We start from the raw sequence: 13894 nt of genomic DNA, 5'->3' as shown, positions 1-13894 counted from the left end.
CTTACTGCATCGAGGCAGACATCGAAAAAGGCTTCACCGCATTCGCCCCCGGCCACGCCCGGTTGGGCTGCGCCTGCATCGTGAAGCGCAACTCGCCGCCCGCCACGATCTCCTCGTGGCGAAGGAAGGCGCGATCCAGCGGCTTTCCGTTGAGCGTGGCGCTGGCGATGTAGGCATGCGCATCGTCCAGCCCGTCGGCGATCACGGTGAAGCGCTTGCCGTTGGGCAGGTCGAGCGTCGCGCGCGGCAGGAAGGGACGGCCGATGATGTACTCGTTGCTGCCCGGCGCGATCGGATAGAAGCCCAGCGCGGTGAACACGAACCACGCCGACATCTGGCCGAGGTCGTCGTTGCCGGACAAGCCATCCGGCCGCGGCGAGTACTGGCTCGCCATGATCGGCCCCAGGCGTTGCTGCGTGCGCCAGGGCTGGCCGGCCGCGGCATACAGGTAGGCGACGTGGTGGCTGGGTTCGTTGCCGTGTGCGTACCAGCCGATCAGGCCGGTGATGTCTTCCATGTGCGCGAAGGTTTTCGGATCGACCTTCGCGTCGAACACTTCGTCGAGTTTCGCCAGCAGTTTGTCGGCGCCACCATGCGCCTGTGCCAGGCCCGCCACGTCCTGTGGCACGTACCACGAGTATTGCCAGGCGTTGCCTTCGGTGTAATCGGAGCCGTAGCCGCTGGCGGTCGCGTCGAAGGGCTCGCGGAAGCTGCCATCGCGCTTGCGCGCGCGCATGAAGCCGGTGGCGGGATCGAAGGCGTGCTTCCAGTTCGTCGCACGCTTCCGGAACTGCGCTGCGACGTCCTGGCGGCCCATGGCTTCGGCCATGCGCGCGATGGTCCAGTCGTCGAAGGCGTACTCGAGCGTCTTCGAGGCGGCCTCGTCTTCTTCGTCGATCGGGACGTAACCGAGTTCCATGTATTGCGCGAGGCCGTCATAGGGCCCGTAACTGGCGCTCGCCACCATGGCCTTGAGCGCGGCGTCGGCGTCGTAGTCGCGGATGCCCTTCATGTACGCGTCGGCGATCACCGGCACCGCGTGGTAGCCGATCATGCACCACGTCTCCTGGCCATGGAACGCCCAGACCGGAAGCACGCCGTAGGGGCTCGCGCTTTGTGCGGCCAACAGCGAGCGGATGAAGTCGTTGTTGCGCTGCGCCGGTTGCACCAGCGTGAGCAGCGGATGCAAGGCGCGGTAGGTGTCCCACAACGAGAACGTCGAGTAGTTCGTGAACCCCTTCGCCTGGTGCACGGCGTTGTCGGGGCCGCGGTAACGACCGTCGCTGTCCATGAACAGGCTCGGTCCCATGAACGCGTGGTAGAGCGCGGTGTAGAAACTGCGCCGCATCGGCTCGGGCGCATCGATGTCGATGGCGCCGAGCGCCTGGCTCCATTGCGCCTTCGCCTCCGCACGCACGCGATCGAAATTCCAGTCGGGCATGCCGGCGTCGAGATTCGCCAGCGCGCTGTCTTCGCCCACCGGCGAGATCGCCACCTTCACCACCAACTGCTGTCCCGGTGCATCGGCGAAGTCGAGGGCACCGACCAATTGGCGCCCTTCGATCTGCGCGCGCTGGCGCGGATCGTCCTTGCCCGGCGGTGGGAAGCCCTTGTAGGGCACGTCCTGTTCCGTGTCGTTGAACTGATGTCCGCTGACCGGCAACGAGAAGCGCATCGCGAAGTACACCTGGCGGCCGGGCGCCCAACCGCGCGTTTCGCGGAACCCCGTGAGCGTGCCATCCGGATGCAGGCGCAGGCGCGACCACATCACCTTGCCGGGATAGTCGTACATGCTCGTGCGCAGATCGACGAGCACATGCGCGGGCGTGCCCTTGGGGAAGGTGTAGCGATGCACACCCACGCGCGCTCCTGCCGTGAGTTCGGCGCGGATGCCGTAGTCGTCGAGCGTCACTGCGTAGTAGCCGGGCTGCGCGACTTCGCCCTTGTGCGAGAAGCGCGAGGTGTATCCGCTGCCGGGCTTGTCGACGTCGCCGCGCTCGAGCTTCACTTCGCCCGTGATCGGCATCACCAGCACGTCGCCCAGGTCCGAATGGCCCGTGCCGGAGAAGTGCGTGTGCGAGAAGCCGACGATGGTCTTGTCGTCGTAGCGATAGCCGGCCGCCCAGCCATAGGCCTCCTTGCGGGGCTTGATCTGCGTGTCCGGGCTGAGCTGGATCATGCCGAAGGGGACGACCGCGCCCGGGAAGGTGTGGCCTTCGCCACCCGTGCCGATGAAGGGATCCACGGCGGCCCAGGCATTCGCGCCACGGTCCGCGGCCATGGCCTCGCTCCCGATCGCGCCCGCGGCGGCCGCTGCCAGGGCCGCCGCCGTCAAGGTGGTTCTTGCCAGGCCCGCCTTCGTCCGTCTCGTCATCTCTGCACCGTTTGGATCGTTCCAAGCCGGCAAATTAGCACTGTTCGTGCGGCCATCATGCTGCACTGCCGCATGTACTTTGGCACCGGGTGTGGTCTGTTTAGATCGATCTAGTCCTGGGCGGGGTAACGATGCACGTGGTGTTGGCGGCCGCTGGGGTATTGCTGGCGTTCTCGGCGGCCGCGCAGGCGGCGTCGGACAACGCGCACCTCGAGGCCTCGGTCAACACGTTCATCGGCACCCGGGACGAGGGCAATACGTTCCCGGGCGCGTCGGCGCCGTTCGGACTCATCCAGGTCTCGCCGGTGGGCGAGCACTACGCGGGCTGGCGCTACGACAACACGAAGATCCGCGGCTTCGGGCATTCCTTCATTTCGGGTGCCGGGTGCTGGGAACAGGGCGGGCAGGTCACCGTGCTCCCCGTGACCGGAACGTTGAAGTCCTACGACTATCGCGACTACGCCTCGACCTACACGCATGAAGGCGAAGTCGGCCAGGCCGGTTACTACCGCGTGCGGCTGACGGATTACGGCGGCATCGATGCCGAAGCGACCGCACTGACGCGCGCCGCCGCGGAGCGTTACACCTTCGACGCGCGCGAGAAGACCGGCCAGGTGCTGGTGAACCTCGGCCAGGCGAACGAAAAGCACGAAGTAGTCGGCAGCGTGGTGCATGTCGTCGGCGACCGCGTCGTCGAAGGCAAGCTGGTGACGAAGAGCTTCTGCGGCGGAACGCAATACACCACCTGGTTCCGGCTTGAGTTCGATCGGCCCTTCAAGGCCTTCGGCACCTGGGACAAGGACGGCAGCGTGCCGGGCTCGCGCACGAGCATGGGCGCGCAGTGGGAAGTGGCGAACGGCGCGTGGTTGACCTTCGACCTCGGCGCATCCCGCAGCATGACGGTGACCAGTGCGATTTCGCACGTCGACGCCGACGGCGCGCGCCGCAACCTCGAGGACGAAGGCAAGCGCGGTGGGCGACTCCTGGGGTTCGATGCGATGCGCGAGGCGGCGCAAGCGCAATGGCGCAGGGAACTGTCGTCGGTGCAGATCGAGGGCGGTAACGCCGACGACCGAACGGTGTTCTACACGGCGCTCTACCACGCCTTGCTGCAGCCGCTGACGGGGAGCGACGCCGACGGCCGCTATCGCGGCTACGACGACGCGATCCATGTCGCGCGTGGATGGACCTACCACGAATACTTTTCGCTGTGGGATACCTACCGCGCGCAGAACCAGTGGCTGGCGATGTTCCGGCCGCAACGTGCGCGCGACATCGCGCAGTCGATGCTTGCGATCCACGAACAGATGGGGTGGCTGCCGCGCTGGGGCTACGCCAACTTCGACACCAACATCATGACCGGCGATCCGGTGACGCCCTTCCTGGTGGATCTGTGGAAGTTCGGCGCACTCGCGGGTCGCGAATGGGAGGCATGGCAGGCCTTGTGGCAGAACGCCAACGGCCGTCCGCCCGCGATGTCGCGTGCGCAGGGCCGTGCCGGCAACGACAGTTACCTTGCACGCGGGTTCGTGGCCTACGACCGCGCATTTCCTTCGAAAGGCATGGACGTGGATCCGCACCACGGTGGTTCGGCCACGCTCGAATACGCAATGGCCGACTGCGCGCTCGCGCAGATGGCGACGGCCCTCGGCGAGCACGCTGCCGCTGCGACGCTGGGCGCGCGCGGCGGCAACTGGCGCAATGTCTGGGACGACGCCGTCGTGGACAAGGACACCGGATTCCACGGGTTTCCTCGCCCACGTACCGAAGACGGCACGTGGTATGCGACGCCGCGGGGCGATTACGACCCGCGTTCGCAGCACGGATTCCACGAAGGCACCGCGTGGCAGTACCAATGGCTGGTGCAGCAGGACGTGCCCGGGCTCGTCGCGGCCATGGGCGGGAAGGAGAACGCCGGCAAACGCCTCGATGCGTTCTTCGCGTACGACGCCTTGCGGGCGAATCCCGCCGATGCCGCGCGCAAGCAATGGGTCGTCGGCTCCTACGATTACTACAACCAGTTCCGTTACAACCCCAACAACGAGCCCGACCTCCACGCGCCGTGGATGTACACGCTGATCGGGGAGCCGGCGAAGACCGCTGTCGTCCTGCGCGCTGCGCAAGCGCTGTTCACCAACGCGCCCAACGGTGTCACGGGCAACGACGACCTGGGCACGATGTCGGCGTGGTATCTGTTCAGCGCGATCGGGCTGTATCCGGCGATGCCGGGCACGGGGCGACTGCTTTTGCATCCGCCACGCTTCGAACGCGTCGCGCTGGATCTCGGCAGCGGAAAGACCCTGCGCATCGAAGCGCCGGGCAGGGGCGGGGTGCGCTACATCCAGGACGTGGCGTTTAACGGCGCGTCCTCGCAACATGTCTGGCTCGATTGGGATGCAATCCGCGCGGGCGGCTCCCTGCGCTTCGCGCTGGGCGATGCGCCGGGGACGTGGGGCACGCAGCCCGACGATCTTCCGCCGCCCGCGTGCGCACTGCAGGCGCGATCGCCATGACGCGCCAGAAGCCCGTCACCGTCAACGACATCGCGCGCGCCTGCGATGTCTCGCGCGCCACCGTGTCGCTGGTGTTGCGTCGCAGCCCCTTGGTCAACGTCGATACGCGTGCGCGCGTGGAAGCCGAGCTCAAGCGCCAGGGCTACGTCTACAACCGTGCCGCGGCGAACCTGCGGCGTCGCACATCATCCAGCGTGGCCCTGGTGATCAACGATCTGTCGAATCCGTTCTTCGCGGAGTTCGCCGCGGGCGTGGACGAAGCGCTGGGGGTCGACGGCTACGTCACCTTGCTGGGCAGCACGAACGAGTCCCCCGAGCGCCAGCAAGCAGTGCTCGATTCGTTGCTGGAACACGGACCGGCCGGGATCATCCTGTCGCCGGCCGCGCACAGCGACGGTGCCGCGGTGCGTCGCGCGGTCGGCATCACACCGGTGTTGCTGTTCAATCGCGCGCTCGCCGGCGGCGACTGGGATTTCCTTGCGCTGGAGAACGAACGCGGCGCGCGACTGGCCACCGAGCACTTGTTGTCGCTCGGCCACCGGCGCATTGCCTTCTTCGGGGGACATGGCGATTCCAGTTCCTGGCGACACCGCCGTCAGGGCTACACGCAGGCGATGTCGGCGGCCGGCATGCCGCCTGAGTCGCGCTGGCTCATCGAATGTGCACCGACCCGCGTGGCCGCCGCGCACGCAACGCGTTTGCTGTTCGAAGGCGATCCGAATCTCACCGCGGCCGTCTGCTACAACGACACCGTCGCGCTCGGACTGATGCTCGGCCTGCAGGCGCGCGGCACGCGTCCGGGCATCGATTTCGCCATCACCGGCTTCGACGACATCCCCGAAGCCGCATTGTCCACGCCGTCGCTGACCACCTTGTCCGTCGACCCGCGCGCACGCGGCCGCCAGGCCGCCGAACTGCTGCTGCAACGCGTGCGATCGCCGGACGCTGCCCCCTGCAACGTGGTGGCGCCGGTGCAGCTCGTCGTGCGCGGCAGCAGCGGGCCGACCACGCATTCCCATTCGCAAGAGGACACCCCATGAGCACACCGTTGGCCGCATCGCGCGCCGCACCTGTCGTCAACACGCGCGTCGCGCTGGTGGCGATGACGGCGATCTTCTTCATGTGGGGCTTCATCACCGAGCTCAACGGCGTGCTGATCCCGCACCTGCAGTCGGTGTTCGAACTGACGCACGCGCGTTCGATGTTGCTGGACTCGGCGTTCTTCGGTGCGTACTTCGTGATGGCCGTGCCCGCGGGCAAGGTGGTGGGCCGGTTGGGATTCAAGATGGGCATCGTGGTCGGCCTGCTCGTCGCAGGCGCCGGTGCGCTGCTGATCCTGCCTGCGGCGCGGATGGGATCCTTCGAACTGTTCCTGCCGGCCTTGTTCATCCTGGCCACCGGCATCGTGTTGTTGCAGGTGTCGGCCAATCCTTATGTCAGCCTGCTCGGCGCCCCGGAACGCGCGGCGAGCCGCCTCAACTTCGCGCAGGCGGTGAACTCGCTGGGACACACCATCGGGCCGTACGTCGCGGGCGTGCTCATCTTCAGCGCCACGCTGCTCAGCGCCGAACAGCTGGCGGCGCTGCCGGCCTCCGAACGTGCGTCCACGGTCGAGCCCCTGTACGTGGGCGTGGCGATTGCGCTGATCCTGCTGGCGCTGGCCGTCCATCTGTTCCGCATGCCGCCGCTCACCGAAGCGACGGAGCGTGCCGAGGTCCGCCACCACACGTTCGCTGAACTGCTCGCGTTGCCGCATGTGCGCTGGGGCGTGCTCGCGATCTTCTTCTACGTCGGCGTGGAAGTGACCGTCGCGCACTTCATGGTCAATTACGTGTCGCGGCCGGAGATCGGCAACATGTCGCCGGAATCGGCTTCGGCGTACCTGTCCTTCTACCACCTGTCCGCCATGATCGGCCGGTTCATCGGCGCGTTGTTGCTGTTGCGCGCCAATCCGCGCCGCATGCTGCCCGCTGCTGCCGCGATCAACATCGGCCTGCTGCTGGTGACGATGAACACCACGGGGAGCTTGGCGACCTGGAGCGTCGTGGCGGTCGGGCTGTTCAACTCGATCATGTTCCCGACGATCTTCACCCTCGCGATCGAACGCCTGGGGTCGATGACGGAAAAGGCGGCGAGCCTGTTGGTCATGGCCATCGTCGGCGGTGCGGTGATTCCGCCGCTGCAGGGCCTGGTGGTCGATGCGCTCCAGGGGGCACACGGCGAAACCCGGGCGCTGCAGCTCGCGTTCGTCGTGTCGGCGCTCTGCTACGCGTACATCGTGTGGTATGGCTTGCGTGGTTCGCGCGTGCGGATGGCAGGCGCTGCATGAAGATCGTTTGCTTCGGCGAAGCGCTGATCGACTTCCTGGCCCAGCCCGGCGGCGCGCCCGATGCGCCGCGTGCGTTCCTGCAGCATGCGGGCGGTGCGCCGGCCAACGTGGCCGTCGCGGTCGCGCGGCTTGGTGCGCAGGCGCAGTTCGTCGGCATGCTCGGCGCCGACATGTTCGGCGACTTCCTGCTGGAAAGCCTGCGCGATGCGGGCGTGGACACCTCGCACCTCGTCCGCACCGACGCGGCGCGCACCGCGCTGGCCTTCGTCCAACTGGACGCGGACGGCGAACGCCATTTCAGTTTCTATCGTCCGCCTGCGGCCGATCTGTTGTTCCGCGATGCGCATTTCCACGAGGCGTCGTTCACGCAGACGGCCGTCTTCCATGTGTGCTCCAACAGCATGACCGAAGCCGACATCGCGCAGGCCACGCTGCAAGGCATGGCGCGCGCGCGCGGCGCGGGCGCGGTCGTCAGCCTGGATCTCAACCTGCGCCCCGCGTTGTGGCCGGAGCACGCAGACCCGCGACCGCGCTTGTGGAGTGCGCTCATGGAAGCGGACATAGTGAAGCTCGCCCGCAACGAACTCGACTATCTTGCCGATGCCACGCCCGGCGGTGAAGAGGCGGTGGTGCAGCGCATCCTGGAAGGCCATGCGCGCCTGCTGGTCGTGACCGACGGCGCCGCCACGCTGCAATGGCACACGCGCAAGGGTCGCGGCGAAGTGCCCGCATTCAAGGTGCGCGCCGTGGACACGACAGCGGCGGGCGATGCGTTCGTCGGCGGCGTGTTGTTCCACCTCGCGCAACGCGGCATCGATGGCGCAAGTTTTCCGCAGTTCGCCGCCGATGCCGCCGCCATCACGGAGGCGCTGCGATTCGGTGCGGCCGTCGGTGCACTGGCGGTGACGCGCCAGGGCGCGTTCGCCGCGATGCCCGCCCACGCTGAAGTCACTGCCTTGCTGGGTAACGATCCATGACCACGCCGGATTTCCGCTCGCCCGAGTTCCTGCGCGCGCACATCGCACGCACGATGGCCTTCTACCACCCGCGTTGCATCGATCCCGACGGCGGGTTTTTCCATTACTTCAAGGACGATGGCACGGTCTACGACCGCAGCCATCGGCACCTCGTCAGCAGCACGCGCTTCGTTTTCAACTACGCGATGGCCGCGAACGAGTTCGGCGAAGACGGCGCCTTGCGCGCGCAATACCTCGATGCCGTCCGGCATGGCCTGACCTACCTGCGCGACGTGCACCGCAATCCGACCACCGGCGGCTACGCGTGGACGCTTCGCGACAGCCGCGTGGAAGACGCGACCAACCACTGCTACGGCGTGGCCTTCGTGCTGCTGGCTTATGCGACTGCACGGAAAGCGGGGATCGCAGAAACCGCCGCATGGATGGACGAGACCTGGGCGCTGCTCGAGGCGCGCTTCTGGGACGCAGAGGCCGGCTTGTATCGCGACGAAGCCGATTCTGTCTGGCACTTCAGCGACTACCGCGGCCAGAACGCCAACATGCACATATGCGAAGCGATGCTGGCCGCGTACGAAGCGAGCGGGGAGGCGCGCTATCTCGAACGCGCAGCCACGCTGGCCGACAACATGACGCGACGCCAGGCCGCAAAAGCCGATGGCCTGGTCTGGGAACACTACGATTGCCAATGGAACGTCGATTGGGATTACCACCGCGACGATCCGAAACACCTGTTCCGCCCATGGGGCTTCCAGCCGGGGCACCAGACCGAATGGGCGAAGCTGCTCGCCATCCTCGACGGACACCTGCGCGCGCGCGGCACGCCTGTCGCGTGGGCGCTGCCCACTGCGCGGCACCTGTTCGACATCGCGATGGTGCGCGCGTGGGATCCGGAGTTCGGCGGCCTGTGCTACGGCTTCGCACCGGACGGCAGCGTCTGCGACGACGACAAGTATTTCTGGGTGCAGGCCGAATCGATCGCAGCGGCGGCGCGGCTGGGGTCGTGGGACTGGTACGACCGCCTGTGGGATTACGCGTGGCGGCATTTCGTCGACCACGAGCATGGGGCTTGGTATCGCATCCTCGATCGCCGCAACCGCAAGTACAGCGACGAAAAGAGTCCCGCCGGCAAGACCGACTACCACACGATGGGTGCATGCCACGACGTGCTGCACCTGTTGCGCCACTCCACCTGAGGCAACCCCCATGTCGAAAGCGCGTGCGCTGTTGTTGTCCCTCCTGTTGATGCCCATGCTCGGCGTCGCCGCGGAGAAGCCGGCCGTCGTCGACGATGCCGAATCCGCGCGCCTGGCCAACCAGGTCAAGGCGGAGTTCCTGCATGCCTGGGGAGGCTACAAGCAATATGCGTGGGGGCACGACGCGCTCAAGCCACTGAGCAAGGCGCCGCAGGACTGGTACGCGCAATCGCTACTGATGACGCCGGTCGATGCGCTCGACACGATGGTGGTCATGGGGCTGGACGATGAAGCGAAGGACACGCGCGAACTGATCGCGACAAAGCTGTCCTTCGACAAGGACATGGACGTCAAGCATTTCGAAGTCGTCATCCGCCTGCTCGGCGGGCTGCTCTCCGGCTACCAGCTCACCGGCGACGAACGCCTGCTCAAGCTGGCCGAGGATCTCGGCAAGCGCCTGCTCCCGGCCTTCGACACGCCCACCCGCCTGCCGTACGTGAACGTCAACCTGCGCACGGGCAAAGGGCAGGGCGTCGACAGCAATCCGGCGGAGGCGGGCACCTTGCTGCTGGAGTACGGCACGCTGAGCAAGCTCACCGGCAACCCCGTGTATTACGACAAGGCGAAGCGCGCACTGGTGGAAACCTACAAGCGCCGCTCGAAGCTCGACCTGGTCGGCGAACGCTTCGACGTGGTCACCGGCAAATGGACGAACACCAGCAGCCACATCGGCGCGCGCATCGACTCGTATTACGAGTACCTGTGGAAGTGCTGGAAACTGTTCGACGACAAGGACTGCCTCGCCATGTGGACGCCGAGCGTGGCGGCCGCCAACCGCTGGCTGGCCGAAGACGTCGACGGCGCGTTGTGGTTCGGCCAGGTGGAGATGCGCACCGGCAAGCGCACGGGCCACGAGTACGGTGCACTCGACGCGTTTTATCCCGGGTTGCTCGCGTATTCCGGCGACATCGATCACGCGCGACGGCTGCAGGCGTCCTCGTTCGCGATGTGGAACCTGCATGGCATCGAGCCCGAGGCCTACGACTATCGCAAGCACGCGATCACCGCGCCCGGCTATCCGCTGCGTCCGGAGATCGTCGAGTCCACCTGGTACCTGTACCGCCTCACGGGCGACCCGCAGTACCGCGTCATGGGCCGCAAACTGTTCGAGGACTTCGTTCGCCATTGCCGCACCGAGGCGGGGTATGCCGCCATCGACGACGTGACGACGATGAAGCAGGCGGACGACATGGAAAGCTTCGTGCTGGCGGAGACGTTCAAGTATTTCTACCTGTTGTTTGCGCCGCCGGAGACCCTGGACCTCGACAAGGTGGTGCTCAACACCGAGGCGCATCCGCTGCGTCGCGCCGGGGCCGCGAAGTAGGGCATGCTGTTGAACAGGGGGCAGGACGCCCCTTCGGGGGGACTCCAACCAATGGATACCACCATGCACCTGCGTCAACGCTTGATGTTCGTGAATTCCGTGTTCCTCGGCATGTTCGCCGTCGTGTCGTTCTTCATGCTCGACATCCGCGGCATCTGGTTCGGTGCGGGGCCGCTCTCGCACGTGGTCGGCGCGCAGCCCGTGTCCGGCCTCGGCTTCCTCGAAGCGCACGGCCTCGCCGCCATCCTGGCCTTCTGGTTCCTCCGCGTGAGCCGCACGCCGCCCGAACGCGCGTGGCATTTCACTGCGTCCGCGGTACACACGCTGCTCGGCAGCGCGAACATCGCGCTCTGGCACATCTTCACCGTCGGCGATGCGATGGTGCTGGGGTATGTGTCGACGGGCATGCACATCGTGTTTGCGGTGCTGCAGTTGTTCGCGGGCCTGCGGGCAGGGCGCGCGTAGACCGCAAAAAGCAAAGGCCCGCTCGAGGCGGGCCTTTGCTTCAACTGGTGGAGGTGGGGGCTACTGAAAAGGGCGCTGCAATGGCTCTATTCCGCGATAGAGGTGGTCTGCATTTGTAAAGTTACCGTCAAACCTACCGTCATAGGCCATAGGCCAAACACTAGGGTGTCTAATGGTGGGGCACCCTGAGCGGTCGGGTGGGACGGGTGGCGCTGCTATCCTCGTCATACAAAAGGACTTGGACCAATTCATGCTGCTACTGCACGTTTCGGACATTCACTTTCGATCCCCGGATTGCCTCGATTCCAACTTGGATCCTGAGCGCCCATATCGAACGCGGCTTCTGCAAGACGTGAGAGCCAGGGTGGCCGAACTAGGGCCTGTGGGCGCAATTCTCGTCGGCGGAGACATCGCATTCAAAGGTGCTGCCGACGAATACCAAGTCGCGATGACTTGGTTGCGGGAGTTAGCTGCTGTTGCTGGGTGCCCCATCGAAAGGGTGTTTGTAGTGCCTGGCAACCACGATGTCGATCGGGCAATCGCTCAGCGGCCAGCAACTCGCAATGTCCGCGCTGCAATTTCCCAAGCAGGTGCTGAGAGACGAGATCGGGAACTGCGCGCTCAGATCATGGACTCTGACACGGGTCGCGCGCTGTTGGCCCCGATCGGCGCCTACAACGAGTTTGCGAAAGATCTGAACTGCCAAGTTTATTTTCCCGAGCGCTTGTACTGGAAGCAGGACCTGGAACTCGATCACGGCGTGACGTTGCGAGTTCATGGGCTTACGTCGAGCCTGCTGTCAGGCACGGACGGCAACGACACTAGAGAAAGCCTTTACCTTAGTCCGCTGCAAACTGTGCTCGATCCCGTAGACGACGTCGTCAATCTTGTGCTGTGCCATCATCCGCCCGACTGGTTGATGGACCAAGATGACGCGAATGATGCCATTTGTGGTCGTGCCTCAATCCACATGTTTGGCCACAAGCATCGTCAACGCATACAACGAGATCCGCAGTACATCCGGTTCAGCGCTGGCGCAGTAAATCCGGACCGCCAAGAGCCGGGCTGGCTGCCTGGGTATAACTTGGTGGATGTCCGCGTTGCCGGCGAGGGCAAGGATCGCGTCTTGCGCATTGAGGCGCACCTTCGGCAATGGCAATCAAATCCTGATCAGTTCAGGGCCGTTTTGGATGCCGGTGGAGAGGACGTGTTCCGCCATGAAATCAGGATTCCAAGTTCGACGCTCTCGGGTGTTAGTGTGGTTGACGATGCTGGAATCGGAGGCTCCGAAAGCCTTTACCAACCGGCGGATTCGGCCGATGCGGATAGTGAGGCGGCTATGGGTGACCCCATTACGCGCAACCTCGTTTTTCGATTCTGGAAATTGCAGTCAAGTCAACGTCGCGAAATTGCTTTGGGCCTTGACCTGATTACAGAGGACGAGATGCGAGTTCCCGAGCCTGAGCGCTATGGGCGCGCTTTGATCAGGGCCAGCGAGCGCGGGAAGCTTGACGAACTAGCGCGACAAGTGGCGCAAAAGGAAAGCCAATGACGGTGCAAGGGGGCGACGAGATGCATCAAGACTTTGCGCGATGGTACTCGGCAGTTAATTTAGGGGATGACTCCTCGCGACGAACTGCCCGCTGGAATGGAGTGATGGCCGTAGTTGAAGAGACGGACGCCAAATTGGTGGAGGCGCTCGTGCGCCTGGCTTTCGGTGGTCGTGCCCTTCCTTCCCCGCAATCAGTTCAGACCATACGGCAATCGATTCGGAGCAAGGACGATACGTTTGAAATGAGCGGCAACGATCGAGAGCTTCAAATACTCTCTGCGGTGACGCTGGTTGTGCTTATGGAGGACGTGACGCTCGACGCAGATTTGGCGTCGCTCGCGGCGCTTGCGATTTCCACCGCTTCGTTTAGCGAGGCTAGGAAGCCAGAGCTTCCGATGAACCTGGTATCCATTGCGGAGAACGCAATCGTTCGGCTTTCCGATGAGAGGCGCGAGCGACCTGTATTGGATACGCTCATGTCGAGTGATCCACCGAAGCTCGATTTTGAGAAGGCCGCCACGAAGGTTCGTGAGCAGCCGAATTGGGATGGTGTTGCGCAGGCCTTTGAGTTGGCCGCTGAGGCCTCGCGAATCGCAATGCGAACTTCGGCTCAGCGAAGCTCTAAGGCTTTTCGCGCCTTTGAGCGCTTCATCAGCATTCAAGATGAAGAGTTGGAGATGCTGTGGTGGCTCACCGGACTGCGTAGCGAAGATTACAACTGCTCCTTTGACGCAGTTCCTTTGGACGCAAGACCGTTCGTACTTGCGGGTGAGCTCGCTCGCGCAACTTGGGCGCTGCCCGGGCCTCGTTCGATTAGCGCGCTGCTAAGTCGCGCTGGTCTGGACAAGCAAAAACCCATGACTGTTCCGGCAGCCCTCAACGGTATCCGCGTAGAGTGGTTGGCCGAGCAGGTCCGGGACATGGACCCCTCCGCGCTGACGGAGCCGCTGCACTTTGCCATTAAACGTCTGATAGAGACGGGGCCTGGGGATGCATGGATTGCGGGCTGGGCGGCTGCCACAGAAATCGATGCGTCCCGCAAGATGAACCCGCTAACACTGGCCGAGCTGTTTTACCGCGAGCGCTTGATGCTTCTCCTGAGGTGAA

The 13894-nt window shown here is 64.8% G+C and carries 10 protein-coding genes; 9 read left to right on the top strand and 1 reads right to left on the bottom strand.

Annotated features, from left to right (window positions below; translation table 11 throughout):
• Position 1: 1 nt before the first annotated feature.
• Positions 2-2281: a GH92 family glycosyl hydrolase gene (locus LVB87_RS12700; protein WP_232898321.1), complete on the bottom strand. Its 2280-nt coding sequence runs from the start codon at positions 2279-2281 to the stop codon at positions 2-4.
• A 224-nt stretch (positions 2282-2505) separates the two neighbouring features.
• Here LVB87_RS12700 and LVB87_RS12695 point away from each other — a divergent pair, with 224 nt between their 5' ends.
• From LVB87_RS12695 to LVB87_RS12655, 9 genes are all read left to right on the top strand, one after another.
• Positions 2506-4887, top strand: coding sequence for a GH92 family glycosyl hydrolase (locus tag LVB87_RS12695; protein WP_232898320.1), 2382 nt, complete (start codon positions 2506-2508; stop codon positions 4885-4887).
• Positions 4884-5927: a LacI family DNA-binding transcriptional regulator gene (locus LVB87_RS12690; RefSeq protein WP_232898319.1), complete on the top strand. Its 1044-nt coding sequence runs from the start codon at positions 4884-4886 to the stop codon at positions 5925-5927. Before LVB87_RS12695 ends, LVB87_RS12690 begins: the two co-directional genes overlap by 4 nt.
• Complete coding sequence (locus LVB87_RS12685) at positions 5924-7216, top strand: sugar MFS transporter (RefSeq protein ID WP_232898318.1); 1293 nt, start codon at positions 5924-5926, stop codon at positions 7214-7216. Before LVB87_RS12690 ends, LVB87_RS12685 begins: the two co-directional genes overlap by 4 nt.
• Positions 7213-8193: a carbohydrate kinase gene (locus LVB87_RS12680; RefSeq protein ID WP_232898317.1), complete on the top strand. Its 981-nt coding sequence runs from the start codon at positions 7213-7215 to the stop codon at positions 8191-8193. Before LVB87_RS12685 ends, LVB87_RS12680 begins: the two co-directional genes overlap by 4 nt.
• Positions 8190-9386: an AGE family epimerase/isomerase gene (locus tag LVB87_RS12675; RefSeq protein WP_232898316.1), complete on the top strand. Its 1197-nt coding sequence runs from the start codon at positions 8190-8192 to the stop codon at positions 9384-9386. Before LVB87_RS12680 ends, LVB87_RS12675 begins: the two co-directional genes overlap by 4 nt.
• A 10-nt stretch (positions 9387-9396) precedes the next feature.
• Positions 9397-10770: a glycoside hydrolase family 47 protein gene (locus tag LVB87_RS12670; protein WP_232898315.1), complete on the top strand. Its 1374-nt coding sequence runs from the start codon at positions 9397-9399 to the stop codon at positions 10768-10770.
• Between the two features lie 51 nt (positions 10771-10821).
• The gene (locus LVB87_RS12665) at positions 10822-11235 is read left to right on the top strand and encodes a hypothetical protein (RefSeq protein ID WP_232898314.1); all 414 of its coding nucleotides are present in this window, start codon (positions 10822-10824) and stop codon (positions 11233-11235) included.
• Between the two features lie 172 nt (positions 11236-11407).
• On the top strand, positions 11408-12787 hold the full coding sequence (locus tag LVB87_RS12660) for a metallophosphoesterase (protein WP_343223395.1): 1380 nt from the start codon (positions 11408-11410) through the stop codon (positions 12785-12787).
• Positions 12784-13893: a GTPase-associated system all-helical protein GASH gene (locus tag LVB87_RS12655; protein ID WP_343223394.1), complete on the top strand. Its 1110-nt coding sequence runs from the start codon at positions 12784-12786 to the stop codon at positions 13891-13893. Before LVB87_RS12660 ends, LVB87_RS12655 begins: the two co-directional genes overlap by 4 nt.
• The last annotated feature ends 1 nt before the right edge of the window (position 13894 follow it).

Origin of the sequence: Lysobacter sp. KIS68-7 (assembly GCF_021284745.1) — a bacterium.
Classification (GTDB): Bacteria; Pseudomonadota; Gammaproteobacteria; order Xanthomonadales; family Xanthomonadaceae; genus Noviluteimonas.
The sequence above is the reverse complement of the archived record's forward strand: the minus strand, read 5'-3'. Positions and strand labels throughout refer to the sequence as shown.